This is a genomic window from Vreelandella neptunia (assembly GCF_034479615.1).
GTDB lineage: Bacteria > Pseudomonadota > Gammaproteobacteria > Pseudomonadales > Halomonadaceae > Vreelandella > Vreelandella neptunia.
Window position 1 is genome coordinate 460,046 of sequence record NZ_CP140255.1, and the last position, 26,181, is coordinate 486,226.

The window sequence follows — 26,181 nt, forward strand, 5'->3', positions numbered from 1 at the left end:
TTTTAGTTAACGCCGTAACGCTCAAGCCAGGCGTTTTGCAGGGCGGTCATCCAACTGGGGTGGGGCTCGGGCAGCGTGTTGGACAGCGCGTCCGCCGGTAGCTCGGAAGGATGGCGATCACCCTGTTCGAACAGCGTTTGGGTCTCAGCGTCTAGCTGCTCGATATCCAGTACGCTGCGGTCTCCCCACATCGCCAGCGACTGCTTTTGCGCCTGAGCTTCCGGTGAAAGCAGGAAATTGGCGAGCACCATGGCGCCTGCTTTATGTGGCGAGTTATAGGGAATCGCCACAAAGTGAACGTTACCCAAAGTGCCGCCTTCCAGCACGTAGCTGCGCACGCTTTCGGGCAGCTCATACTCCATGACCGCCACGGCGGCATCGGTGGGGTAAAACGAAAACGCCAAACTTATCTCGCCGTCGCTCATCAACGTACGCAGGTTGGGGCCAGAGTCGGGAAAGGCACGACCACTGCGCCACAGGTGCGGGTGCAACGCATCTAAATAGGCCCATAGAGGTTCTGTGACAGCCTCAAAATCGCTTTCTGAAACCGGCTGGTAAAGTGCCTTCTCCTGATCGGTGAGCTCGATCAGCGCCTGCTTTAAAAAGGTGCTGCCGGTGAAATCGGGGATACGCGGATAGCTGAACTGACCGGGATTATCTTTGGTCCAGGCGAGTAGTGCCTGCATATCCTGGGGTGGTGTCTCGGTTTGAGCGCTGTCGTAATAAAAGGTGATTTGCGCCTTACCCCAGGGCGATTCATAGCCTTCTGTAGGCAGCGTGAAGTCGGTCACCACCTCAGGGTTATCGGTGGCATTGGTGAGCGCAAAATGGGGCAGCGATTCAGCGAATGGGCCAAACAGCAGGTCGCTTTCGCGCATCGCAGCGAAGTTCTCGCCGTTGATCCAAATGAGATCGATGCTGCCATCGTCGTTATTGCCCGCCTGTTTTTCCGCCAGTACCCGCGCTACTGCACTCCCCGTATCGTCCAGTTTTACATGCTCAACCTCAACGTCGTACTGTGCCTGCATCTGCTTCGCCACCCAGTCGATGTAGCGATTGGTGCGCGTATCACCGCCCCAGGCATTCCAGTAAACGGTTTGGTCTTCGGCCTGTGCCACGACGCTTTGCCAATCACTAGGGTCGGGGTTGGCTGATGCCGGAACCGTGAAAGCAAGCATCGTGGTGACAATAGCGAGGCGAAGAGGGTGGCGAGTAGGCATCGAATATCCCTTTTGTTAGAAGCGTAAGCAAAGCTAAGCAAGATTAGATGTTATAGGGAAACCTGCAAACACTGTAGCTCGCTGTGCACGTGATCAATAATGTTCAACGATAAGTAGTGCTCAACGCGGTCGCGCACGTGGTCGATCACGGCGGGGTCAGTGAGCTCCGCGGACCAGTCTTCCCCGCGCTGCTGGGCATCTACGGCGTTTAAGTGCTGGGCGCGCCACTTGGCACACCAGGTTAACGACCAGAGCCAGGTAGCGCGGCGACAGGCAATGAGGGTGTCGATATCTGGCGTTTCACCCATGGTGGTTTGCCAGCGGCGATAAAAGCTAATCACGTCACTTAGCGATAGCACCGCCTGACTGCTGACGTCCCAGGTAGTTGAGGTGTAGAGACTGGTGTGGGCGAGATCGATACCCGGTAGGCCGTAACGGCATTTCTCTAAATCCACCAACACCGCGCGGCCATCGTCACGGATTAAAAAGTTGCCAGGGTGGGTATCAAAGCTAATTAGTCTCGGCGTGGCCTCGCTTAAGCGAGGCGGAAGCAAATCCAGCTCCTGCTTAATGCGCTGGGTGACTTTGCTCGAAAGTTGCGCATCGCCCAACCAGTTAGCCTGCTGGCGCACTTCATCTTTCATCGCTTGCCACGGGTCTTCAGGGGCAAGCAGCGGCGCCCTCAGTGCTTCGCTGGGCAGCGGTTGGCTGTGTAGGCTCGCCAGGGCATCGGCAATGGCGTGCAGATCTTCCGGGAGTTTAGCCAAGCGGCCCCGGATAGCTTCAACCAGTAGCCCGCCCCGGGGCAGTGCCTCGCTCGGCGCCAAGGTGTCGTAAAGTGTTGGCGTGTGTCCGCCTTGGCTTGCGCGCTGGTAGCAGGCGGTCTGATAGGCAAGGTTCTCTTCAGGCGGCAGGTTCATCTGGCTTTGTTTAGGCAGCCGCGCCACCCAGTCATCGCCCTCGCCGCGATGAATCCACACATGATCATGGGCCAGCCCGGTATCCGCCATCGGCGTAAGCTCACGGTAGGTAATTCCGGCCCGCTTTAATTCGGTTGCCAGCGCCTGTAAACGCGCTTCGGTTGGTGTCGGCATAGAGCAGTCCGTGTCGTTGCTGAATCAGCGATGCCACTTAGTGGCGACTCTTGTACCAACCTTACACGTTTTATAAGAAAAAGTGATTTTATAAACTGAAGGCTAGCCTAAAAGTTGCTTACTCAGCATGCCAATGATAAAGCCAAGTACAGCACCCAGTGAGGGTGTCCAATGGCGCCGCATTCGCGCTTGCGGCGCAATATCCTGAAATACCAGATACAGAATACCGCCTGCTGCGAAGCTCATGATCATAGCCGTAATTTGTGGCGCCTCACTTAGCCACCAATACCCCATTATTGCAGATAGCGGGCCGAAAAATGACACGCCCAAGAGTCCCCATAATGCTGTTTTAGTCGTTAATTTCGCGGCTCTTAATTCACGATAGGCGTTAAATCCTTCGGGGAAATTTTGCGCAGCGATAAAAAGAGCCAGTAAGACACCCATTTGCGGGTTAGCAGCAAACACTGCGCCAAGTGAAACCGCTTCCGGCACAAAGTCTAATAACATCGCCATAAACTGTGCGACATTGCCTTCATTGTTTTGTAACCAGGCATCCAAAACACAAAACGTAACGCCACCTGCGGCAAACAATCCCGTCAATTGCCAAGTGTTTAACTCATGCATGCCTTCTGGCACCAGCGCAAAGGCCACTGCAGCCACTAAAATGCCGCCACCAAACGCTGTGATTCCATGCACAAGCTCTTGCTTGGCAATCGTATTTGCGGTTCCCTCAACGTGTGCTAGAAAACCGCCGAAAAGTGCCATAAGACCGGCGCCCCAGGCGATGAAAAGCATTCCATAAACGCTCATTTATCCACCGTTTCTCCCCTCTGATACGAATCAGGTTCGCACTTTGTTGAATCTTGAGCCAGGGCCTTGTCAGGCTGATGAGGTGTAAACCTTAACGCCAGAGTAAGCTCACGTGCCGGTTGCCGAAAACAAAAACGACACCAAATGGGTGTCGTTTCGTTTGAGCTATTGCTTACTAACCAGTCTTACAAGGCTTCAATCTTCGCCTTTTGCTCTTCCAGTAACTGCTTGGTGGCTTGGAATTCAGCCAGCTTGCCGCGCTCTTTATCCACCACGGCGACCGGGGCTTTGGCGATAAAGCCGTCGTTGCCGAGTTTTTTCTCGATGCCGCCGATGAGTTTGTCCTGCTTCTCGATCTCTTTGCTGAGGCGGGCGATTTCGGCGTCTTTATCGATCAGATCCGCCATGGGCACCAGCACTTCCATATCACCCACCAACTGCGTGGCTGAGAGCGGGGCGTCGTCTGGATTTTCAAGCCAGGTAACGCTTTCCAGCTTGGCGAGTTTGGAAAGGAAGCGACGGTTGCTCTCCAGGCGCTCGGCGTCTTCGGGCTTGCCTTTGGTGAGCAGCACGTCAAGCGGCTTGCCGGGGGCGATGTTCATCTCGGCGCGGATGTTACGCACGGCGATGATGACGCCTTTCAGCCACTCGATATCCAGGCTGGCCTGGTCGTCGATTTTGCTCTCGTCGGCTTCTGGCCACGCCTGCAGCATGATCGACGCATTTTCACCCATATATACGCCCGCCAGCGGCGAGACGCGCTGCCAGATCTCTTCGGTGATATAGGGCATCATTGGGTGGGCAAGGCGCAGAATGGCTTCGAGTACGCGTACCAGCGTGCGGCGCGTTCCTCTTTTTGCTTCTGCCGTGGCGTTTTCGTCCCACAGTACCGGCTTGGAAAGCTCCAGGTACCAGTCGCAGTACTCGTTCCAGACGAATTCATACAGCGCCTGAGAGGCGTGGTCAAAGCGGTACTCGTCCATCGCCTTGGTGACCTGGGCTTCGGTTTTCTGTAGCTGCGAGATAATCCAACGGTCGGCCAATGAAAGCTCAACTTCTTCACCGCGGGTGCCGCAATCTTCGCCTTCGGCGTTCATGAGCACGTAGCGCGAAGCGTTCCACAGCTTGTTGCAGAAGTTGCGGTAGCCATCCAGGCGGCTCATATCAAACTTGATATCACGACCGGTGGTGGCTTGGGAGAGGAACGTAAAGCGCAGCGCATCGGTGCCGTGGGCTTCAATGCCGTCTTTAAACTCGTCCTTGGTTGCTTTGGCAATCGCCTTGGCCTGTTTCGGCTGCATCATATTGCCGGTGCGCTTTTCGAGCAGCTCATCCAGCGTAATGCCGTCGATCAGGTCGATGGGGTCGAGTACGTTGCCTTTGGACTTGGACATCTTCTGCCCTTGCCCATCGCGCACCAAGCCGTGCACGTAAACCGTCTTGAACGGCACTTGCTTGGTGAACTTCAGCGTCATCATGATCATCCGGGCAACCCAGAAGAAGATGATATCAAAACCGGTCACCAGAACGCTGGATGGGTGGAAGGTCGCAAGCTCTGGCGTCTCTTCCGGCCAGCCGAGGGTGCCGAACGTCCACAGGCCCGAGCTGAACCAGGTATCGAGTACGTCTTCATCTTGTGTCAAGGTTACGTCGGGGCCGAGCTCATGCTTCTCGCGAGCTTCAATCTCCGTACGGGCAACGTAGACATTGCCTTCCTCGTCGTACCAGGCCGGGATGCGGTGGCCCCACCACAGTTGCCGGGAGATACACCAATCCTGCAGGTCGCGCATCCAGGCGAAGTACATGTTCTCGTAGTTCTTGGGCACGAACTGGATATCACCATTTTCCACCGCTTCGATAGCGGGCTTGGCGAGGGACTCCACGGCCACAAACCACTGGTCGGTGAGCAGCGGTTCAATGACATCACCGGAACGGTCACCGTAGGGCAGGGTGTTGTTAACGGCTTCGACCTGCTCCAGCAGGCCCAGGGCATCCATATCGGCAACGATCTGCTTGCGCGCTTCAAAGCGATCAAGCCCCGCGTACTTGGCGGGCAGGCTGGCATCTTCGTCCGGCTGGGGCTGGCCTTTAAGATCGAAGATCTCGGCTTGCTCAAGAATCGTCGCGTTTTTGGAGAAAACGTTGATCAGCAGGTGGTTCTGGCGCTTGCCGACCTCGTAGTCGTTAAAGTCATGGGCGGGGGTGATCTTGACGCAGCCCGAGCCTTTCTCCATATCGGCGTGCTCGTCAGCAACTACCGGAATACGGCGGCCTACCAACGGCAGTTCGATAAATTTGCCAACCAATGAGGCGTAGCGCTCATCTTCCGGGTTAACTGCCACTCCGGTATCGCCCAGCAGGGTCTCTGGGCGGGTGGTGGCAACCACCAAATAATCCTTGCCGTCATCGGTTTTAACGCCGTCCGCTAACGGGTAGCGGAAGTGCCAGAAGCTGCCTTGCTGCTCTTTGTTTTCCACTTCCAGATCGGAAATGGCGGTGTGCAGCGTGGGATCCCAGTTGACCAAACGCTTGCCACGATAAATCAGCTTCTCTTCGTGCAGGCGAACAAACACTTCTTGCACTGCTTTGTAGAAGCCGTCGTCCATGGTGAAGCGTTCGCGAGACCAGTCGACGCTGGCGCCCATGCGGCGCAGCTGACGGGTAATATGGCCGCCGGATTCGTGTTTCCACTCCCACACCTTGTCGATAAACGCATCGCGGCCCAGGTCGTGGCGGGTCTTGCCCTCTTCAGCCGCAATCTTGCGCTCCACCAGCATCTGCGTGGCGATACCGGCGTGGTCGGTGCCTACCTGCCACAGGGTGTTATTGCCCTGCATCCGTTTCCAGCGCGTCAGGGTATCCATAATGGTGTCCTGGAACGCGTGGCCCATGTGCAGGCTGCCGGTCACATTGGGCGGTGGAATCATGATCGAAAAAGGCGTGCCCTGGCCGGAGGGGGCAAAACGGTTGTCAGCTTCCCAGCGCTCGTACCAGCGGGTTTCGATCTGTTCAGGTTGGTAGGTCTTTTCCATGGAGAGTTGGCTCACGGCTGGCGAGAAATGTGCAAAGTTTGAAAATATATAGTGCAAGAGTATACCGCGATAGCGCCTTGATCGTCAGGGGCTACTCATGCTCGATTATCGACACTGACCGTATGGGCAGAAAACCCGCGCATGGCGATTAGCCCGAGGATGGGGCCCGGCAATAGCCACCAGATCACTGCCAGCGACTGGCTCGACCACAGCGCGGTGACCAGCGCGATGGAAGGAATGGTCAGCCCAAAGCCAATAGCGTTCATCATCGCTAGCGCCGCTCCTAGCCGCTCGGGTGGCGCCGTGGCGCTGGCCAGTGCAGAGAACTGCGCGGAGTCGGCAATCACGCTAACGCCCCATAAGCCGAGAAGCGCTAACAGCAGCCAGGGCGAGGTGCTGCCGAGTAGCGGATAAATCAAGCACAGCGCACCAGAGGTTGTCAGTGCCACGCAGGCCACTCGGGCACTGCCGATGTGACGGCTCCATTTCCCTGCAAGCACGCAGCCCGGTAGGCCCAACGCAATCACCGCAAAGCTTAGCCACGGCTGGGCGCTGTTTGAAGCGCCCAAGCGCTCCAGTTCCCGGGCGACCAGAAACGGCACCAGCGCCCACAGCGCATACAGTTCCCAGCAGTGGCCGAAATAACCCAGCGCAGCGGCACGAAAGCGGGGCTGCCTGAACGCTGCTAACCCCGCCCAAGGCCGTCCGCTTTTGGCGGTGGCAGGCAAGTGCGGCCCAACGCCCAAACGAAAAATCATTAGCGCGGCGACCAATGCCAGCAGTGAAGCCAGCAGCAGCGGCCACTGCCAGGGTAAATGCAGCGTTAAGCCGCGCAGCAGATGCGGGGAGGCAATGCCCAGGGTGAGCATGCCCACCAGCCAACCCAGCGCGGCGCCGGCGTGGCTGGGTGTCCAACTCACTACCAGTTTCATACCCAGTGGGTAGATACCCGCCAGGCAGAGCCCGGTTGCAAAGCGTGCAACAGCGGCGAGCGACACGCTCTCAGCGACGCCGATAAAGGCGGCGTTGATCAGTGCGCCGAGAACGGCAGAAATCGCAAACAGGTGGCTGGCGCGAATGCGGTCAGCCAGGCCGGTGGTGGCGATCATCAGCGTGCCGCTAATAAACCCAGCCTGAACGGCGATGGTGAGCAGGCCCAAATCGCTTTCGCTGAGGCCGACGGCCTCCTGAAGCGCCAAGCCAACGCCATTAACGCTAAACCACAGCGAGGTGCCGAACAGCTGGGCGATGACAATCGTAACAAGCGGGTAGCGCGTGAACACGTTTACGTCTCCATGAGGGCAAAGGGCGCGGCCAGAGCCCGCTAATGGTAATCAACAATTTACCGTTACGACGAATTTTTTAAAAACAGCAGTGTCGGATCACAATACCCGTCAGGATTCGTCGGGCAGGAAGTACAAATTTGTTCGCAATTGGAGTTTTTATGCACGTAGCCAAGCTTTTCCTTCCAGCCGTTGCAGCACTGGCATTCAGTGTTCCCGCCATGGCCCAGCAAATGGGTGGCGGCACCCCCAGCGTCGATGACCAAGTTAATCAACTCGACGAAATGGTGGATCTGAATGATGGGCAGAAGGAAGAACTCAGCAACCTTTTGACCCAGATGCAAGACGACGTTGGTGACAATGAGCAGGAAGCCCAGCAGTTGCAACAGCAGCTCAGCGAGCACGTTCAGCCTGATTACGACGAAGCCGCCATTCGGGCGGATGCAGAGCGTCTTGGTGACCTAACGGCCGAGATGACCGCGGATAGCATTATCATACAGTCTCAGATCGAAGGCGTTTTCACTCAGGAGCAGCGCGATCAACTGGATGAGGCCGTGGCTCAACAGCAGCAGCAAATGCAACAACAGATGCAGGAGCAGATGCAGCAACAGGGTGGCTAAGGCGAAGACGCCTTGGTCGTACTGACAACGATTGTCTAACTCTGTTGAAGGCCCCGCCAAGTGCGGGGTCGCGTGTTTAGGGTGTAGGGTCTCCCCGGCCGTTTACCCCAATTTATGCGGCACGACCTCATGGCCCATCCCTCCCATTTGGTTTTCATAAGCTTGAGGTAGTAACGGTTGATTGTGACTTCCAACTTCGATTCCCATTGCTGGATCAGTGGCGGCACAGCCTTGTGGAGCAGTCGTTTGTGCCACTCATGTATGACTTGAACGCTTTTGTCGGGGCTGCTATTGGGCAAATAGGTACATATTGGCCAGGTTGCATTTCGACCAGCCTCGCCCACAGGTCAGCGAAAGTTCTTTGGCCAACCGGGTCATGGCTTGTTCACCGTCGTTGGCACGCTGTTCTTAGAGGATTTCTGCATGGCTACGTTTGCCGATTTGCCAATACATCAAGGCCAGCTCTGAATTAACCGCGGCCATCGCCCTTTGCCTTGCCGAATCGATTAGTTGGCGAAGCTGAGACAGAAGTGTCGGATTGGAGGCAGCTGGCTTGTTCATCTCAAGTCTGCTTTCCTTGATTTTCTACCCACTGCTTACCGACAACCGTTAAGCGGTATTTCTGCAAGCGGCTATTGGGCTTATCCGGAATCGTCTGCTCAATCAAGCCTGCGTTCAGGGCCGGTCGCAAGTACGCGTTTCGGAAGTGAGGCAGATGTTTGAGACCCAAAATATCCTGTAGCTCTGCCCTTGTCATTTCGCCCTCCAAGGATTCAAGCAGGCGAGCTACTTCCGGGCTGACTTGGTCGGTGACTTGGTCGGTGACTTGGTCGGTGACTGGTGGGGCAGCGCCCAGCCATTCTGCCTCCGGCCTCCAGACGATGACGCTGAATTGATTGCCCGAAGGATCATCCACCAGGTCGATTCGGGGCCATGCCTCAAGCGCTCGTGGAATACCACTGCCCATGCCGCGATAAGGTAAAATATGGGAAGCATGTTCAGTGAGTGTGGGGTTGCGGCGGATGGTCTTTCCCCGGCTAATATCCTCAGGGCTCAGGCTGTCCGGTAGGTGCCCAGGACTGACGATCTCCACGCGGTCGGCAAAAACCATCAAGCGGACGGAGGCGCTGGTGAAATAGTCCCGGTGGATCAGGGCACTGACCAGCAACTCTTCCAGCGCTGTTTCGGGAATTTCCAGCTCGCCCAGGGTGTTGAAGCTCCGACCATGCTGTACATGGTGCAGGTTGCGTTTGATAAACGCGAAAGCGCCCCGAAACTGCTCCAGTAGTGAGCCCTTGATGTCCTCGCTGTCCAGGTAGCGGGTATCGTGCAATACGGTGCCGGGGAAGGCCACCGCCTTCACCTCAAAGGCGGGGCGCCAGCGCTGGGGATTACGGCCAAACAGCACCAGCCCCGCCAGGTTCAGCTCCTGTCCATCGCCCAAGCCCAGGTTCTGCAGCAACTGCTCCCGTGTTAGACCTGAGAACTCGCTGCTCTCGCCATAGCGACGATTGAAGTAGGTAGTAAACGCCTTGTCATCAACATTTTCTAACGAAGTGCCTGCCACCGGCACCACATCGGCGTAGACCAGCCCGGAGCGCTGGAACATGCGCTGCAGTTCTTCGCGGGAGGTCACATGCCGCTTGTCCGATCCCTGCTTGACCCAGATGCGACCTTGATTATCGAGATACGGTTTGGCCAACCCATCGGGCACTTCTATCACGACCACAATGCCCTGATCTGTCGGCACATTCTCGGTCAGCGGATGCACAGGTGGGCGCACATGCTGGGAAGCGGCGTTGCCAAGCAACTGGTTTAATCGCTGAACCGCCGCGCCATCCAGCCCCGCAATCGAGCTGTCATCATTAACGCCCAGAAACAGCCAGCCACCGCCACTGTTGGCAAAGGCGGCCAGTTCAGCGGCAAGGCCATCCGCGTTGGTGGCATCGCGCTTGAACTGATGGCGGCTGTCTTCGCCGCGGGCGACCGTCTCAAGAAGTTCAGTCACAGTCATGGCTTATTTCGCTTCAGCTCGCGAGGAAGGCGTACCTTTAAAGCGTCCGCCCAAGCCTCTTTGCATTGGATGCATTGCACCTACCCCAACTTATGCGGCACAACCTCGTGGCCCATTTCTTTATAGCGCTGCCAGCAGGCGCGTTTGGCGATCAGGACTTGCTGGTGCTGATTGATGATCTCGGCAATTCGCGCGTAGCGCTCTACGCCTTCGGGTATTTCGGGGTGTAAATTAAGCAGTGCGGCCTCTTCCGTGGGCACCGGTAACTGCTGCCAGCCTAGCGTGATGGGGACGCTGGCGGCCATCTCGCTATCTTCCAGGGCATGGGGTAAATAGGCGTCCGGGCGGAAATTCCATAGCGCGTTATCGGCCTGCTCGGCGAGGGCTTTGTCTTCACAGTGGAGATGCAGGCGGTAGCCTTTGCGCCAGATGGTCTCGGCCAGTTTGCAAGCGAACTGCAAGCGCGCCTCCAGGGTGGTATCGGGCAGAATGTAGAAATCAATGCGCGCCATAGCGGTTCCAGGTAAAACGATTGCAGATACGTCGATTGCAAACAGCACCGCCGCAAGAGTGCGGCGGTGCTGAAAGGAGAAGCGCTGGTTTTAAAACCGCTTAAACCAACTGAGTTAGCCAGCCGTACTTATCCTCGCTGCGACCGTACTGCAGGTCGAGCAGCTTGGTACGGATGCGCATGGCGATCTCATTATTACCCTCGGATTGCAGGCGAATGCGCTCGTTTTCGGAAACCAGTTCACCCACCGGGGTAATCACGGCGGCGGTGCCGCAGGCAAATACTTCGGTGATCTCGCCGGACGCCGCGCCTTCGCGCCATTCATCAATGCTAATCGGGCGCTCTTCCGGCGTTAGGCCTTCATCTTTGGCCAGGGTCAGTACTGAGTTGCGGGTCACGCCTTCCAAAATGGTGTCGGTCAGGCGCGGGGTCACCAAGCGGCCGTCTTTGAAGACGAAGAACAGGTTCATACCGCCCAGCTCTTCCACCCATTTGTTTTCAGCAGCATCGAGGAACGCGACCTGACCACACTGGTGGGCTTCGGCTTCTTTCTGCGCAGCCAAAGAAGCGGCGTAGTTGCCGCCACACTTGGCAAAGCCGGTGCCGCCGGGGGCAGCGCGCTTGTAGTTAGACGAGAGCCAGATCGATACCGGGGCAATGCCGCCTTTAAAGTACGCCGCCGCGGGGGAGGCGATTACGTAGTAGTCGACCTCATGGGCGGGGCGAACGCCTAAGAAGGCTTCTGAAGCGATCATGAATGGTCGCAGATAGAGGCTGCACTCATCAGAAGCGCTGGCAGGCGTGGGCACCCAGGCTTGGTCTTGGGCCAGCAGCGCTTTCAGCGAACCAATAAAGTCTTCATCGGAAAGTTCCGGCAGCGCTAATCGGCGAGCACTGCGGCGGAAGCGCTCGGCATTTTTCTCGGGGCGGAATGTCCAGATAGAGCCGTCGGCATGGCGATAGGCTTTAATGCCTTCAAAAATCTCCTGGCCGTAATGCAGCACAGAGGCGGCGGGATCAAGCGTTAGCGGGCCGTAAGGGCGCACTTGGTGGCCGTGCCAGTCTGCGTCAACAGTCCAGCGCACATGGGCCATGTGATCGGTAAAGTGTTTGCCAAAGCCGGGGTTTTTGAGAATGTTGTCACGGATCTCATCGGCTATCGGCTGGTTGGATGGCAAAATCTCAAAGTTAGTGGGCACGGCATGTTCTCTCTACTTGATCCAAGCCCTGAAGGGCAAATATAGGCGTCATAATGGGTGTAGCGTGTGCCTTGAGATAAGGCACACGCTAATGGGTTTAGGTGTAACGGTTGCGTCAAATAAAGGCAACCGTTGATTGCCTGATTGTGGTCTTAGACGTCGCTATTTTCTACTTGGGCGTCTGCTTCACGGTCAAGCAGGTACTGGGTTAACAGCCCAACGGGGCGACCGGTGGCGCCTTTTTGCTTGCCGGAGTGCCAGGCAGTACCGGCGATATCCAGGTGCGCCCAGGGGAAGTGGTCGGCAAAGCGTGACAAGAAGCACGCAGCGGTAATCGTGCCAGCGGGGCGGCCACCAATATTGGCTAGGTCGGCAAAGTTGGACTCAAGCTGCTCTTGATACTCATCCCACAGCGGCAGGTGCCAGGCGCGATCCCAGGCGGCTTCGCCCGCATCGAGCAGATCCAGCGCCAAGTCATCGTCGTTGGAGAGCAGGCCGGTGGCGTGATGGCCCAGGCCTATAATCACCGCGCCGGTGAGGGTGGCGATATCTACGACGCTGGCCGGGGTAAAGCGCTCGGCGTAGGTGAGTGCATCGCACAGCACCAGGCGGCCTTCCGCGTCGGTGTTAAGTACTTCAACGGTGAGGCCTTTCAGCGTTTTAATAATATCGCCGGGCTTGGTGGCGTGGCCGTCGGGCATGTTTTCCGCCGCGGCGACGATAAACACCAGGTTGAGTTTGGGCTTGATCTCCAGCACGGCTTTGACGGTGCCAAACACGCTGGCGGCGCCGCACATGTCGAACTTCATTTCATCCATGCCTTCGCCCGGCTTGAGCGAAATACCGCCGGTATCAAAGGTAATGCCTTTGCCGATCAGCACGTGGGGCGCTTCTTCACTCTCTTCGGCGCCTTGGTACTTCATCACGATCAGGCGTGTGGGTTCTTTGCTGCCGCGGCCTACGGATAGCAGCGAGCCTGCACCCAGGGCTTCCAGCGCTTCTTCATCGAGAATATCGACCTCGAGCGCGCCTTGTGAGTCGCGCCCCAGCTGTTCTGCCTGCTCGGCTAAATAGCTGGGCGTGCACACGTTGCCGGGCAGGTTACCCAGGGTGCGGGTATAGTTGATGCCTCGACCAATAGCGTTGCCCACTAACGCACCCTGCTTAACCTGCGGAACCGCGTCGGCATCGCTGATAATTAACGTTAGCTTGGCAAGGCTGGGAGCTGGCGCAGGGGAAGATTTGAACTGGTCAAAGCGATAAATCGCCCGTTCAGCGGCTTCCATTACTTTGCGCGCTTTCCAGGCCGGGTCGCGGTCAGCCAACGGAACATCGCCAAATACCACGCTGGCTTCGTCGATCGGCAGTTTCACTAGCGCCGTCATGGCTGCATCCAGCGCCTTGATAAAAGCCGCTTCCTGGCATTTTTCACGCTCTCCCAAGCCCACCAGCAAGATGCGTTCGGCGCCCAGGCCCGGCGCAAAGGGTACCATTTGCACGTTACCCAGCGCGGCATCAAAATCACCTCGCTCCAGCAATTGACCGATTAGGCGCTCGCTGGCGTCGTCCAGTTTGGCGACGGTGGGCAGGAGGTCGCCCCCTTTAAAAACCGGCACCAAGAGGCAGGGTGTTTCAGCTTTGGCTGGGTTCGCGGTCTGAACGGAAAATTCCATGACGTCTCCAACAAGACAAGCATCGAGGGATTCGGGATAATGCCCCGTTGCTTTTGATTTTGAAAAGGGACTGTAAATAGTTTGATTAGTGTACCCAAGCCATACGCTTATTGCATGGCATCCTGCACGACTAGCCGGAGAGCGCGTTGATTTTATTTCGATATCTAACTCGCGAAGTGTTACTCACCATGTCGGCGGTCGCTGGCATTCTGCTGCTGGTGATCATGGGCAGCCGCTTTATCCGCTATTTTTCGGACGCGGCAGAGGGCGATATTCCCGTCACCATGCTCGGCAGTCTGATGATGTTTCACCTGCCTGGCTTTATGGAACTCATTCTACCGCTGTCTTTTTTTCTAGGCATTCTGCTCGCCTATGGGCAGCTCTATATGAACAGCGAAATCACCGTTATGGTTGCCTGCGGGATGAGTCCCACGCGGCTGTTGAAAGTGACCCTACTGCCCGCCAGTGTCGTTGCGGTACTAGTGGGCATCTGTAGCCTTTGGCTGACGCCTTTTGGGGCGCTGCAAACCGAGACCGCACTGGAAGAGCAGCGTAGTCGCCTGGATGTTTCCGTATTAGCCCCAGGGCGCTTCCAAGAGTTCGGCGGTGGCCGTACCGCCTATATCGGTAGCTTCTCTAGCGACGGCACAGAAATGCAGGATGTGCTGGTGCACGAGCAGAACCAGCCGGGTGATGAAGGTACCCACGACTACGTTACCCGGGCGGCATCGGGCTACCAGGAAACCCGCCTCGAAACGGGTAGCCGTTTTCTGGTGTTGGATGACGGTGAGCGCTATGGGGTGACGCCGGGCGATAAGAGTGCTGAGCGGCTAACGTTTGAGCGCTATACGTTGCGACTGGGGTTGAATCGCGATCGGCAGGAGCTGGATTCATTGGAATACGCCACCACGCCTGCGCTGTGGAATAATCCAAGCCCCCGTGCCCAAGCACAGTGGCAGTGGCGGGCAGGACTCCCGCTTATGGTGTTTGTGCTGGCCTTGATGGCGCAGCCGCTTTCCCGGGTTAATCCCCGCCAGGGGCGCTTTGGTAAACTGCTGCCCGCGGTATTTTTATACGTCGCCTATCTCAGTCTGCTGCTCGCGGTTGTCGATGCGATTGGCAGTGGCACTTGGCCCACCACGCTGGGTGTGTGGCCCGTACATGGGCTGTTTTTAGGCCTGGGTCTATTATTGCTATGGCGCTCGCAACGCAAGGGGATGCGCTAATGCTGCTTGATCGTCTCGATCGTTATATTGCCCGCAACGTGCTGGCGGCCATTGTTGTCGTTCAGTTCGTGCTGCTGGGGTTGGATATTACCATCGCCTATATCGATGATTTAGGCGATGTGCAGGCGGGCTATACCGCCTTCGATGCACTGCTTTACTTGCTAATGCGCACGCCTTGGCGATTCTATCAATACGCCCCTGTGGCGGTATTGATTGGCGCTCTGATTGGTTTAGGCAGCATGGCCTCCAGCAATGAGCTCACCGTTATGCGCGCCGCTGGGCGTTCCCTGGCGCGCATTGTATGGGGGGTGATGAAGCCAGTGCTGGTGGTGGTCGTTGTAGTGCTGTTAGTCGCCGAGTATGTCAGCCCGCGCACCGAGCAGTATGCCGAGGCGTGGCGGCTGGAAAAACTCCAGGGGGAAGGCGCCATGCTGACCAGTCGCAGCGGCTGGCAGATCGAGGGCGACAGCGTCTACCGTTTTGGGGCGATTCGTGCCGATGATGTAGTGCTCGATTTAACCCGCTATCGCTTTGATGACCGTCAGCTAGTCGAAGCCACTTACGCTCAGCGCGCACGCTGGGAAGACGATGCCTGGCGTTTGGAAAACGTCGCTACCACGCGCATTTTCGCCGACCATACCGAGTCTGACCAGACGGCAAGCATGGGTTGGGACACCTCTTTCACCCCCACCCAGCTAGAGAGGCTGCTGCGCGATATTGAGAGTCAGGCGCCCAGCGAGCTTTGGGCCTATGCCCAGTTCCTTGAAGAGCAGAACCTACAGAATGATCAGGCGTTGCTGTATTTTTGGCAGAAGATGCTGATGCCGCTCACCATGGGCTCGCTGGTGCTGATTGCCGCCTCCTTTGTATTTGGCCCGCTGCGCACCGTGGCTGCTGGCACACGGGTGTTTTACGGCGTTATCACCGGGCTGAGCTTTAAGTACGTTCAGGATCTATTGGCGCCCGCCTCGACGATATTTGGCTTTTCACCCGTCTGGGCCGTACTGGTGCCGACTCTGGCCTGCGCCGGGGTCGGGATCTACTTTCTACGTCGCAATGGTTAATACCGCCATGGTTAGCCAGCTCTGCCTCTTATCGCCCAGAAACAGCCAGAAACCACGAGAGAACTATGCAAACACGACGCTTTACCCAGTTGGACAGCGTATGGCCCGCCGGCCTTGGCCGACGACTGGGTGCCATGCTGTATGACGGCTTTTTGGTCACCGCGATTTGGATTGCGGTGACCGTCGTGCATATGCTGTTTTTCCGCTATGTGCTTGGTCAACAGCCCGAAGAGATTGGCACGACGGCCAGCGATGTTTTGAGTTTGCAGCTCTTGCTGGTGTTTTTTGTCACGCTGTTTTTTGTTTTCTCCTGGTCGCGCGGGGGGATGACCTTGGGGATGCAGGCGTGGCGTTTACGGGTGCAAACGGTAGACGGGTATTCACTGAGCTTGAAGCAGTGCCTTATCCGCTGCGCGGTGGCGTGGCTCTCGCTACTGGCATTTGGTTTGGGCTACTTATGGGTGCTGTTTGATCAACAGCGACGTAGCTGGCCGGATATTGCTTCCAACACGCAAACGGTGGTTTTGCCGAAAAAATAATTTCAGCTGGCATGGGGTAAAAAGTGCTTTTACGCCAGTACGTTATTTTGCTGCTCTTGCTTATTAAGACGAATGGATAGCAAAAAGCAGTCATTTCTACTTGATAAGATGTATGCGAATCATTTACATTCATCTCATGACTTTTATGAGGTGTCGCCATGTACGTTTGCGTGTGCAAGGGAGTAACCGATCATCAGATTCGCCAGCACGTTAGCGACGGAGCGCGCAGTTGGCGAGAAGTACGCGAGGCAACCGGCTGCGCAACGCAGTGCGGTAAGTGCGCGTGCTTCGCTAAATCAATTACCCGCGATGCCGTTCAGGAAGCACGCCAAGAAGCCGATATGGGGCTTGCCTACGCCGTGTGACGCGAATCACTATTGTTAGGGTTATCTTTAGCAAATATATGATTTGCTTGAACTTTTAAACACCTTATCTATACTCTCAGGAAAGCTGGGAGTATAGCTATGCACGTCTATACTTCTCTCCAAACGTAACTGCTTGATCGTATTGTCTAAACTAGATTAAACATCAGCATTACAGTAGAAAAGGTGACGTTATGAAAGGTGATACGAAAGTTATTGAGCATCTCAATAAGGCGCTCGGCAACGAACTCGTTGCGATCAATCAGTACTTTTTGCACGCCAAGATGTACAAAGACTGGGGCCTAAAAGCACTCGCCAAGTGGGAATATGATGAGTCCATCGAAGAGATGCAGCACGCTGACAAGATCATCGAGCGCATTCTATTCCTGGAAGGCATTCCCAACCTGCAAGACCTGGGCAAGCTGCATATCGGTGAAAACGTCAAAGAGATGCTCGAAAGCGATCTAAAAATCGAGCACGATGGCCGCAACGACTACATTGAAGCGATCACCTATTGCGAGAGCGTTAAAGATTACGTGACTCGCGATATGCTGCGTGACCTGCTTGCTGATGAAGAAGACCATATCGACCACATCGAAACGGAACTTGGTTTGATCGACAAGGTGGGTATCCAGAATTATATGCAGCGTCAAATGCAGATGGCAGGCGACGAGTAAAACGCTATCGCGCGTATGTATAGAAACAAGCTAGCAACCAAAACTAGCTAAAAGCAGCCAGTCAGGGCTAACTGACTGGCTGCTTTCGTTCTAAAGTCTCCTTTAACCTATCGATTTTCCCGCTTCCCTTTTCCCCTATATTTTCCTTCACTACTTATCCATCTAACATTTTCGCGGCAACCCGCGTTTAGCGCTGAGGTGTGCCGATAGCCAGCGGTGCTAACTTAGCCAGTGAGTGTCATAAGCCTGACATCGTCATGGTGTTGGATAGTTAATCGGACAAAGCAAGTTTCATAACCTAATCAGTCAGTCGTTTCTGAAGCTTAAGCAAGGGATTAACTCAATCATGATACTCAAACGCAGACCAATACTGTTGGCGCTGGCTGCTATGCTGGTCGCCACGCAAGCGGCAGGTGCGGCAGATAAATATTTCAACCGCATCGCCAGCTTCGCGGTTCCCGATAATATGGCCGAGGGCGAAGATCGTACACGCGAGACCGCGCCTGAAATCATTGCTGCCTCCGGTGATGGCATGACGTTGGTGTATACCGATAGCCCGCTGGGCGTGATCGGGCGCATCGATATCAGCGACCCGGCTCATCCGCAACCGCTGGGTAATATCGTTATGGACGGCGAGCCTACGGCCGTATCGGTGCTCGGCAATATTGCCTATGTCGGAGTGAATACATCGGCTTCCTACAGCGAACCTTCCGGTGAGTTGCGCACGGTCGATTTAACCAGTGGCGAGATACTCTCCTCCTGCCCGCTGAACGGGCAGCCCGATAGTGTGGCTTCCGCTGTGGCACCCGATGGGCGCTTTGTCGCTGTCGCCATTGAGAACGAACGCGACGAAGAGGCCGGCGATGGACGTGTACCGCAGATGCCCGGCGGTTCCGTGGCACTGGTGAGGATCAATGCAGAAGGGCTGATTAACTGCGACAGCCTGCTCTACGCCGACGTAACCGGGCTCGCCGAGATCGCCCCCGAGGATCCCGAGCCGGAGTTTGTCGATATCAACACCCTGGGTGAGACCGTCGTCACCGTCCAGGAGAACAACCACCTTGTGGTGCTCGACTACGCAGGAAAGGTGGTGGCGGATTTCAGTGCCGGGACTGTTGACCTGGACGGCATTGACGCCAGCGATGACGGTGCGCTGATTTTCGACGAGCAGCAAGCCGAGCGCCTGCGTGAGCCGGACGCTTTGCAGTGGATCGACGACGACCACTTCGCTATTGCCAACGAAGGCGATATGGATGGCGGCGCGCGCGGCTGGACAATCTTCAACAAGCGCGGCGAGGTGGTATACGAGTCAGGTACTTCATTCGAGCGCGCGGTGATTGAAGCGGGTCACTACCCCGATAAGCGTTCGGATGCCAAAGGCAGCGAGCCGGAGGGGATGGAGTTTGCGGTGTTCGAAGATACGCCCTATGTCTTCCTGCTTTCCGAGCGCGGCTCGCTCGTGGGCGTTTATGACGTTAGCAACCTGGCCGAACCGCAGCTCACCCAGCTACTGCCCTCGGGCCTGTCTCCCGAAGGCGCCGTGGCGATTCCCAGCCGTGGCCTGTTAGCCACCGCCAATGAAGGGGATCTGGGCGAAGACGGCGGCCCCCGCGCCCATGTCATGATTTATCAATATCAGGATGCGCCAGCGGTCTATCCCACCCTGACCTCGGCGGGCGCCGATGAACTGATAGGCTGGGGCGCACTTTCCGGTTTGGTCGCCGCTGACGACGTACTTTATGCGGTCAACGACAGCTTCTACAGCGCCCAGCCGCGCATCTTTACCATCGACCCCTCAGCCTCCCCGGCGCGGATTACGGCAGCGCTGGACGTGACCCGCAACGGTGAGCCTGCGCTAGGGCTGGATATGGAAGGCATTACCACCGATGGTGAAGGTGGCTTCTGGGTCGCTTCCGAAGGTAACGACAAAGGCCTTGCCAACACCCTTTATCATGTGGGTTCCGACGGCGAGATTATCCAAGGAATTGAACTGCCCGAGGTGCTCGCTCAACAGGCATTGAAGTGGGGATTAGAAGGCGTTACGCGGATTGATAATCAGCTCTGGCTGGCGGTGCAGCGCCCGTGGAAGGATGACCCCGAAGGCATGGTCAAGCTACTGCGTTTTGATATCGACAGTGGCGAGTGGGGCGCTGTTCATTACCCGCTGGATAACGTGGAACAGGGTTGGATTGGCCTCTCCGAAATCACCGCCCATGGCGATTGGCTGTATCTGATCGAGCGCGACAACCAAATCGGCGCCGAGGCGAAGGTCAAGCAAGTGACCCGCATTGCACTGGATGGCTTGGAACCCGCCCCGCTGGGCGGTGAGCTGCCGGTGGTTGAGAAACAGCTAGTACGCGACCTGATTCCCGACCTAGCCAGCTACAACGGCTTTGTGGTGGACAAGATTGAGGGAATGGCGATTAACGATACTGGCAACGCCTGGCTGGTCAGCGACAACGACGGTGTGGACGATAGCTCCGGCGAGACCTACTTCTGGACAATACCGCTAGAGTAGTTCCTGCCAGTATTCGTCTATACCGCAGTAGTATGGAAGCGATAAACATAAGGAGTAGGGGAGAAGAGATAGGATAAAAGAGATAGGAGAAAAAGCGAGGGCACGCATCAAACAAGGTTATGTGGATGATGTGTGCCCTTTTTTTGTGGCGTGGCTCTTGTGTGGAGAGTGCCTTGTGAAGAGCGTTCTGTGAAAAGAGTGTGGCGGTAACGTTCTGGAGCCGCCTAACTATTTAGCTGAAATCGCCTCACCGTTATCCACAGACTGGCTCAGTACCGGCTCATCAACGGCAAAAGTTGCCCGGCTTAGGCGACGGACACGCTTCATAAACAGCGCAATGCAAAGAAGCGTACCTAGTGCGGCCACCACATAGCTTAGCTGCAGCGGTAGACCAAAACCGATCGGCGCGTAGGCTAAGTAGGTAAACGTGGCCATGGTCATAAAGGTGGCGGGGATCGAGGTAATCCAGTGAGGCTTACGTGACAGCACCAGGTACATGGTGCCTACCCACAGGGCGATCACAGCGGTGGTTTGGTTGGCCCAGGAGAAGTAGCGCCACAGCAGTGTGAAGTCCATGTGCGTTAACGCGTAAGACACCACAAATAGCGGTAGAGCGACCATGACGCGCTTCATAATCGGTTTTTGATCGATCTTGATGTAGTCGGCGATGATCATCCGCGCGCTGCGGAAAGCGGTATCGCCCGAGGTGATCGGCAGCACAATAACGCCGAGTACCGCCAGGGTGCCGCCTATAGCGCCGAGCATGGTGGTAGAAACTTCGCTTACCACCGCGGCAGGGCCACCGGCCGCCAGCACATCGGAAAGCGACTGGTCGCCATAAAACAGGCTCATGGCAGCGGCTGCCCAGATCATCGCGATAATGCCTTCGGTGATCATCATGCCGTAGAAGATTTTGCGACCATTGGTTTCGTTTTGGGTGGTGCGCGAAATAATCGGCGTTTGGGTAGCATGAAAACCGGAAAGCGCGCCGCAGGAGATGGTTAAAAACAGCAGCGGGAAAATCGGTGCGGCGTCAGGGTGCATGTTCTGGAACGAAAGCTCGGGAATCGGAGCGCCAGTAACGATTAAGCCGATACCGATACCCGCTGCGCTGAACAGTAGCAGGGCACCAAAGTAAGGGTAGATGCGACCGATGACTTTATCGATCGGCAGCAGGGTGGCAATCAAATAATAAATAAAGATAGCGACGATGATCAGCGTTAACGACAGCGAGGTCATATTGGCCAGCAGCGCCGCGGGCGAGGTGACGAATACCGTACCGACTAAAAGCAGTAGCAGAATCGCGAAGCCATTGACCACATGCTTCATCGCTTTACCCAGGAACTTGCCGGCCAGTTGCGGCAAGTGAGCGCCGTGGTTACGGATCGAGATCATGCCGGTCAGGTAATCGTGAACAGCACCGGCAAAGATACAGCCAATTACAATCCACACAAATGCCACCGGTCCATACAGCGCGCCGAGAATCGGGCCAAAAATAGGGCCGACACCGGCAATGTTTAATAACTGAATAAGCGAATTGCGCGTAGTGTTCATCGGCACATAGTCGATGTTGTCGCGCATGCTGAAAGCAGGCGTCTGACGCTTGCGGTCAGTGACAAACACACGCTCAACGAATTTCCCATAGGTAAAGTAGCCCGCTATCAGCAGCAGGATCGATACGATAAAGGTGATCATCTAAGGTACCTAGAGCAGTGAGGGGGGATGGGCGAGCATGCTGGAGAGCATACAAGCAGGCACTTCTTTAGCAGGGCTGAATGTACAGATAACCACTATAAAATCACAGTTAGACTTTAGTGGGCCGTAAGCAAAAAAAAATGGACAGCCGCGTGGCTGCCCATTTTGACGATTAACAACAACGGTAAAGCTTAAGACTCAACGACGCCGCAGGCCATCCGGGTGCCGCCGCCGCCCAAGTGGGGTTCATCTTTGTAGGTGTCGCCACCTTCATGAATCATGATACTGCGACCCGGCATATCTTCCATGCTTAGGCGAGGGGCTAGAACTGGCAGGTTAGCTTCGCCCTCTTCATTAACGGTTAGCACCGGCAGGTCGCCTAAATGACCTTCTCCATAGGGGCCTTGGTGCGTGCCGGTTTCTTCGGGGTCATAGTGACCACCTGCGGACAGTGCAGCGGTCATTTCGCCTTCATCATTCTCGGCAGGGTCACAGCTGGCGTTCTGGTGGACGTGAAAACCGTAAACACCGGGCTCAAGATCTGTTAGCGAGGGTGTCAACAGTAAGCCGTGATCCGTATGCTCAAGGGATACGGTACCGATTGACTCTTCATTACCCTCGGTGCTGACTTTATGCATCTCGACATCAAGCGTTTCATTGGCTTGTGCCGCTGAGGTAACGAGCAGCAGCGAGGCAGCCATAGCGGTAAGTGAATAGCGGGCAGTTGTATAACGCATATTGATCTCTCCTTCCTAATCCATGGAAACGCGTATGTAGCGTTGCTTATTTAAGGTAGCTGTCGAGCTGCTACTTTGCCACCCAGCTAGTGATAGGCAGCCGCGATGTAGTGTCAAAGCATCCTTTTAAATTCAATCTTTTAAACCCAGTCTTTTAAGCCCAGTCTTTTAAACTTAGTAAAGTAGCAGTGAGCGCTTGAGTGCGAGGTAGTTTTGGGCAGCTGCCGATCACACACCTTTGCCATAACGTTGAGGGAGCCATGATCCGCGCATGCACGCGTCATTTGGCCCACTCCATCTGATCAATGCGGTAGCTGCGCTCTAGCGGATCCATGCTAAAGCCCACCACTTCATTGCTGACGACGGCGGTCTGCGGGTACCACGCCACCGGGATAAGTGGCATTTCTTGATGTAAACGCTCGGCTATCAGTGAAGCCAAATTGTTGAGTTCCTGCTCATCAGTAGATTGACGCAATGTATCTAGCCATTCGGCAACCTCGTCATCACGCCAATTCATGGTGCCCCAGGCCCCGCCCATCTCCTCGGGCTTACCACCAATATCATCGAGAAGAGAGACAAGGGGGTTGGGCACCAAGCCGTAATTACGCCCAATTAACCCCACCTCTAAACTGCCATCATGGTGGCCTGAAGGGATCGCGCTGGCATTGCTTACGACAACTTCAAGATCAACCCCCAGCCTTTGCCACTGGCGCTGAAGGGCGGTCGCCACCAGCGGCAGCTCGGGCCGATCAGCTAAGGTGCGCAGGGTCAGTTTAAACGGCTGACCGTCGCGCGTAAGAAAGCCATCCTCTCCTATCTGCCAACCTAGTTCGAGCAGTAGCGCTCGCGCCTTTTCAATATTCTGGGCACTGGAAGGGGCAACGCCTATATGCCAGATACCCAGGCTCTCAGGGAATAGTTCTGCCGCCGCTGCCTCTGGCATACGCAGCAATTCGCTGGCAATGTCTGCCCGGTCAATAGCCAAGCTAAGAGCTTGGCGGGCGCGTTTATCCTCAAGAAACGGGTGGCCAGCATTGAGTTTGAGCAAAATGGTGCGCGGCAGCGGCTCACTGAGTATGGAAAGGTTGGCGTTGCGGCTTAGGCGTGCCTGGCTGGCGAGGTCAAGAGTGAAAACGATATCCGCATCGCCGCTTTCCGCCATTAGGGCTCGAGTTTCACCGCGGCTCACCGCTAAATAGCTAGCCGCTTTAATGGAGGGGGCGTCACCCCAATAATCGTCGAAGCGAGTCACGGTCATAAACTGGGGCAGACTAATTTCGTCAACCTGATAGGGCCCGCTGCCGATCACCTGGGTAACGTCTCCATTCTTGGCAAATGATGCCTCGGCAAGAATCAGCGTTGAAGAGTGTGCCAGCAGTGCTGGAAGGGGAGCAAAAGCGCTCTCCAACTCAATCACGACACTATTTCCATCGGCTTCCAGGTGGGTGATGGGGGCTGTATTCAGCATGCCGGGTTTGGCCATGGAAGCCTCTAAACTGTTGATGACCGCCTCCACAGTGACCTCTGTGCCGTTATGAAAGAGGGTGTTCTCGCGGAGGGTAAAACGCCAGTTAAGACCATCAGCAGAAACCTCCCAACTGATCGCCAGCCCCGGCGCCAATTGCCCCTGGTTGTCGGTGTCCACGAGCGTTTCGGCTACCCGCATGCGGCTGAACACATACCCAGATACTGCCGGATCCATCTTTTCGATGCCCCAGGGAGCCACAATATCCAGGCTGCGTTCCGATGCCCAGGTATTCAAAGACGTTAGGATGGCGAGACACGCAGCATAAAAGCGTTTCATCAGAGACTCCTTATTAACTATTGACGTTATCTCATCACATCTCGTTGGTTGATGAGAAACATTACCGTATAAGGCGGATGACATCGCACTGCTTAGCCGCGACAATGGCGCCTTGTTGCCATTCGTTGTTAAAGCAGTCGTTAAAAACAGCTTTTAAGACAGATTGTAAGATAGCTCTAGTCACTGTGTTATCGGGGAGTCATATGACGCCACTCAACATCCTCTATCAGGATGAGTATCTCGTTGCGGTGCATAAGCCGTCAGGGCTTCTGGTGCATCGCTCGGCGTTGGCGCGTGGTGAAACCGAATTTCTGCTTCAGCGCTTACGCGACCAGCTTGGCAAACGGGTATACCCAGTTCATCGGCTGGATCGACCTACTTCTGGAGTGATCGTTTTTGCGCTCTCTTCAACGGTTGCCGGATTGCTCAGCGAAGCGTTTAGCGAGCGTCAGGTAGAGAAGCGCTACCTGGCGGTGGTGCGCGGTAAAGCGCCGGAGAGTGAACGCTTGGATTACCCGCTACGGGAAGAGGACGGTACGCGACCCAAGGCCGAAATGCCCGCCATGCCTGCAATGACCGATATTCGCCGCCTGGATAGCGTTGAGCTGCCGGTTCAAGTTGATCGCTACCAAGTCGCTCGCTACTCACTGGTGGAGGCACGGCCGCTGACCGGGCGCCGCCATCAGATTCGTCGCCACCTTTCCCGGCGTGGTTATCCAATTATTGGCGATGCCAAGCATGGTAAAAGTGTCCACAACCGCTTTTTTGCCGAGCAGCTGGGCGCACCACGCTTACTGCTCGCGGCGACCTACTTGGCCTTTGATCATCCGTTGTTAGACAAGCGTGTACAATTGAGCTGCGCTCTGGATGACACCATGATAGCGCTCTTTAATCATTTTGGCTGGGCAGGGCACTTGCCGCTGGATAGCTTACGCACGCCGCCACATGCCACACCTTCCGCCCTTCAAGCGCTATGAGTGAGTCTGCGATGTCCTCAGCTATCCCAACAGCCAGCCCAGCCGCCTCTGCTGATTCAGCCTCGGGGGATTATGATTTTCGCTTTGGTGGGATTCGTCGCCTCTACGGTCAGCGTGCTGCGAAGGCGTTTCGTCATGCCCACGTGGTGGTGGTCGGTGTCGGAGGGGTGGGAAGCTGGACAGTAGAAGCACTAGCACGCTCGGGCATTGGCAAACTGACGTTGATCGATCTGGACGACGTCTGTGTGTCTAACGTCAATCGCCAGCTCCACGCGCTGGATGGCACCATTGGTCAGCCTAAGGTTAATGTGCTGGCCGACCGCTGCCGTTTGATTGCCCCGGAAATCGAGATTATGGCGGACACTGCCTTCGTGACACCCACCAACCTGGCTGAGCGGATTCCCGATGACGCCGATCACGTGGTGGATGCCATCGACAGCGTGATTGCTAAGGCCGCGCTGATCGCCTGGTGCAAGCGACGCAAAATTCCCATCACGGTGACCGGTGCGGCCGGTGGGCAAACCGATCCCACGCGTATTCAAGTCGCGGATCTCACCCGTACCGAGCACGACCCGCTGCTCTCCAAAGTGCGCTCGCGGCTGCGTCGGGATTACGGCTTCTCCCGCAATCCCAAACGGCGCTTCTCAGTGGAGTGCGTCTACTCCGACGAGCAGTTGATCTATCCCGGCGCCGACGGTGAAGTCTGCCTGCAAAAGCCCGGCAGCGGTGACGCCACGCGCTTGGATTGCGCTTCAGGCTTCGGGGCTGCCACTTTCCTGACTGGCACCTTTGGCTTTGTCGCCGCTTCAAAGGTGCTCGAGCGACTCGCCAAAAAAGCCAACCAGCCAGCCGCCACAAACGCACCTCAAGAGGAGAGCCAATGACCGCCCCCGTTCCCGGTATTTACCGCCACTACAAAGGCAGCCTCTACGAGGTGCTTGGCACCGCCCAACACAGCGAAAGTGAAGAGCTGCTGGTGGTTTATCGCGCTCTCTACGGTGAGTACGGCCTCTGGGTGCGCCCGCTCGACATGTTCGTTGAGACGGTCACTAAAGAGGGGCTCACTCAGCCGCGCTTTGCGTTGGAGAAGGCATTTTAAACTGAGTTTCGTTAACACGGAGAGCCT

At 56.1% G+C, this 26,181-nt stretch carries 24 protein-coding genes; 10 read left to right on the forward strand and 14 right to left on the reverse strand.

Going from position 1 to position 26,181, the window contains the following annotated elements; all coding sequences use genetic code 11:
• Positions 1-2 precede the first annotated feature (2 nt).
• The 5 genes from SR894_RS02245 to SR894_RS02265 all read right to left on the reverse strand — a co-directional run bounded on the left by SR894_RS02245 (position 3) and on the right by SR894_RS02265 (position 7,439).
• Positions 3-1,220 (reverse strand): ABC transporter substrate-binding protein, encoded by a 1,218-nt coding sequence (locus SR894_RS02245; protein WP_133730927.1) that lies wholly within the window; start codon positions 1,218-1,220, stop codon positions 3-5.
• Positions 1,221-1,270: 50 nt separating this feature from the next.
• Positions 1,271-2,314 (reverse strand): aminoglycoside phosphotransferase family protein, encoded by a 1,044-nt coding sequence (locus tag SR894_RS02250; protein WP_133730926.1) that lies wholly within the window; start codon positions 2,312-2,314, stop codon positions 1,271-1,273.
• Positions 2,315-2,416: 102 nt separating this feature from the next.
• On the reverse strand, positions 2,417-3,124 hold the full coding sequence (locus tag SR894_RS02255) for a ZIP family metal transporter (protein WP_133730925.1): 708 nt from the start codon (positions 3,122-3,124) through the stop codon (positions 2,417-2,419).
• A gap of 185 nt (positions 3,125-3,309) precedes the next feature.
• Positions 3,310-6,156 carry a valine--tRNA ligase gene (locus SR894_RS02260; RefSeq protein ID WP_133730924.1) on the reverse strand — a complete coding sequence of 949 codons (2,847 nt, stop codon included), beginning with the start codon at positions 6,154-6,156 and terminating at the stop codon, positions 3,310-3,312.
• Positions 6,157-6,251: 95 nt separating this feature from the next.
• The gene (locus SR894_RS02265; RefSeq protein ID WP_133730923.1) at positions 6,252-7,439 is read right to left on the reverse strand and encodes an MFS transporter; all 1,188 of its coding nucleotides are present in this window, start codon (positions 7,437-7,439) and stop codon (positions 6,252-6,254) included.
• A gap of 161 nt (positions 7,440-7,600) precedes the next feature.
• On the opposite strand from SR894_RS02265, the gene SR894_RS02270 reads away from it, so the two are divergent.
• Positions 7,601-8,059, forward strand: a complete 459-nt coding sequence (locus tag SR894_RS02270) for a Spy/CpxP family protein refolding chaperone (protein ID WP_133730922.1) — start codon at positions 7,601-7,603, stop codon at positions 8,057-8,059.
• Positions 8,060-8,094: 35 nt separating this feature from the next.
• On the opposite strand, the gene SR894_RS02275 is transcribed toward SR894_RS02270, so the two are convergent.
• The 6 genes from SR894_RS02275 to SR894_RS02300 all read right to left on the reverse strand — a co-directional run bounded on the left by SR894_RS02275 (position 8,095) and on the right by SR894_RS02300 (position 13,456).
• Positions 8,095-8,403 (reverse strand): YgjP-like metallopeptidase domain-containing protein, encoded by a 309-nt coding sequence (locus tag SR894_RS02275; protein ID WP_133730921.1) that lies wholly within the window; start codon positions 8,401-8,403, stop codon positions 8,095-8,097.
• Positions 8,404-8,467: 64 nt separating this feature from the next.
• Entirely contained in the window at positions 8,468-8,620 is a 153-nt protein-coding gene (locus SR894_RS02280; RefSeq protein WP_133730920.1) for a DUF1016 N-terminal domain-containing protein, read from the reverse strand.
• 1 nt (position 8,621) lies between these two features.
• Complete coding sequence (locus SR894_RS02285) at positions 8,622-10,073, reverse strand: Fic family protein (RefSeq protein WP_223287972.1); 1,452 nt, start codon at positions 10,071-10,073, stop codon at positions 8,622-8,624.
• Positions 10,074-10,153: 80 nt separating this feature from the next.
• The gene (locus SR894_RS02290; protein ID WP_133730918.1) at positions 10,154-10,585 is read right to left on the reverse strand and encodes a DNA polymerase III subunit chi; all 432 of its coding nucleotides are present in this window, start codon (positions 10,583-10,585) and stop codon (positions 10,154-10,156) included.
• A gap of 100 nt (positions 10,586-10,685) precedes the next feature.
• The gene (locus SR894_RS02295) at positions 10,686-11,783 is read right to left on the reverse strand and encodes a branched-chain amino acid aminotransferase (protein ID WP_133730917.1); all 1,098 of its coding nucleotides are present in this window, start codon (positions 11,781-11,783) and stop codon (positions 10,686-10,688) included.
• A gap of 152 nt (positions 11,784-11,935) precedes the next feature.
• Positions 11,936-13,456, reverse strand: coding sequence for a leucyl aminopeptidase (locus tag SR894_RS02300; protein WP_133730916.1), 1,521 nt, complete (start codon positions 13,454-13,456; stop codon positions 11,936-11,938).
• Positions 13,457-13,602: 146 nt separating this feature from the next.
• On the opposite strand from SR894_RS02300, the gene lptF reads away from it, so the two are divergent.
• The 6 genes from lptF to SR894_RS02330 all read left to right on the forward strand — a co-directional run bounded on the left by lptF (position 13,603) and on the right by SR894_RS02330 (position 19,842).
• Complete coding sequence (gene lptF, locus SR894_RS02305; protein ID WP_133730915.1) at positions 13,603-14,682, forward strand: LPS export ABC transporter permease LptF; 1,080 nt, start codon at positions 13,603-13,605, stop codon at positions 14,680-14,682.
• Entirely contained in the window at positions 14,682-15,746 is a 1,065-nt protein-coding gene (gene lptG, locus SR894_RS02310) for an LPS export ABC transporter permease LptG (RefSeq protein ID WP_133730914.1), read from the forward strand. The genes lptF and lptG overlap by 1 nt, the downstream gene beginning before the upstream one ends.
• A gap of 65 nt (positions 15,747-15,811) precedes the next feature.
• Positions 15,812-16,285: an RDD family protein gene (locus SR894_RS02315; RefSeq protein WP_133730913.1), complete on the forward strand. Its 474-nt coding sequence runs from the start codon at positions 15,812-15,814 to the stop codon at positions 16,283-16,285.
• 158 nt (positions 16,286-16,443) lie between these two features.
• A complete protein-coding gene (locus tag SR894_RS02320; RefSeq protein WP_133730912.1) occupies positions 16,444-16,650 on the forward strand; it encodes a (2Fe-2S)-binding protein in 207 nt (68 codons plus the stop codon).
• Between the two features lie 191 nt (positions 16,651-16,841).
• Positions 16,842-17,324: a bacterioferritin gene (gene bfr / locus SR894_RS02325; protein WP_009288515.1), complete on the forward strand. Its 483-nt coding sequence runs from the start codon at positions 16,842-16,844 to the stop codon at positions 17,322-17,324.
• Between the two features lie 346 nt (positions 17,325-17,670).
• Complete coding sequence (locus SR894_RS02330; protein ID WP_133730911.1) at positions 17,671-19,842, forward strand: esterase-like activity of phytase family protein; 2,172 nt, start codon at positions 17,671-17,673, stop codon at positions 19,840-19,842.
• A gap of 228 nt (positions 19,843-20,070) precedes the next feature.
• Here the strand turns inward: SR894_RS02330 and SR894_RS02335 are convergent, their stop codons facing one another.
• The 3 genes from SR894_RS02335 to SR894_RS02345 all read right to left on the reverse strand — a co-directional run bounded on the left by SR894_RS02335 (position 20,071) and on the right by SR894_RS02345 (position 24,078).
• Entirely contained in the window at positions 20,071-21,537 is a 1,467-nt protein-coding gene (locus tag SR894_RS02335; protein ID WP_133730910.1) for a carbon starvation CstA family protein, read from the reverse strand.
• A gap of 191 nt (positions 21,538-21,728) precedes the next feature.
• Positions 21,729-22,274: a superoxide dismutase family protein gene (gene sodC / locus SR894_RS02340; RefSeq protein ID WP_133730909.1), complete on the reverse strand. Its 546-nt coding sequence runs from the start codon at positions 22,272-22,274 to the stop codon at positions 21,729-21,731.
• 280 nt (positions 22,275-22,554) lie between these two features.
• Entirely contained in the window at positions 22,555-24,078 is a 1,524-nt protein-coding gene (locus SR894_RS02345) for an ABC transporter substrate-binding protein (RefSeq protein ID WP_133730908.1), read from the reverse strand.
• Between the two features lie 203 nt (positions 24,079-24,281).
• On the opposite strand from SR894_RS02345, the gene SR894_RS02350 reads away from it, so the two are divergent.
• The 3 genes from SR894_RS02350 to SR894_RS02360 are packed head-to-tail and all read left to right on the forward strand — an operon-like array spanning position 24,282 to position 26,154.
• Positions 24,282-25,055 carry a pseudouridine synthase gene (locus SR894_RS02350; protein WP_133730907.1) on the forward strand — a complete coding sequence of 258 codons (774 nt, stop codon included), beginning with the start codon at positions 24,282-24,284 and terminating at the stop codon, positions 25,053-25,055.
• A gap of 11 nt (positions 25,056-25,066) precedes the next feature.
• A complete protein-coding gene (tcdA, locus tag SR894_RS02355) occupies positions 25,067-25,939 on the forward strand; it encodes a tRNA cyclic N6-threonylcarbamoyladenosine(37) synthase TcdA (RefSeq protein ID WP_133730906.1) in 873 nt (290 codons plus the stop codon).
• Entirely contained in the window at positions 25,936-26,154 is a 219-nt protein-coding gene (locus SR894_RS02360; protein ID WP_133730905.1) for a DUF1653 domain-containing protein, read from the forward strand. The genes tcdA and SR894_RS02360 overlap by 4 nt, the downstream gene beginning before the upstream one ends.
• The last annotated feature ends 27 nt before the right edge of the window (positions 26,155-26,181 follow it).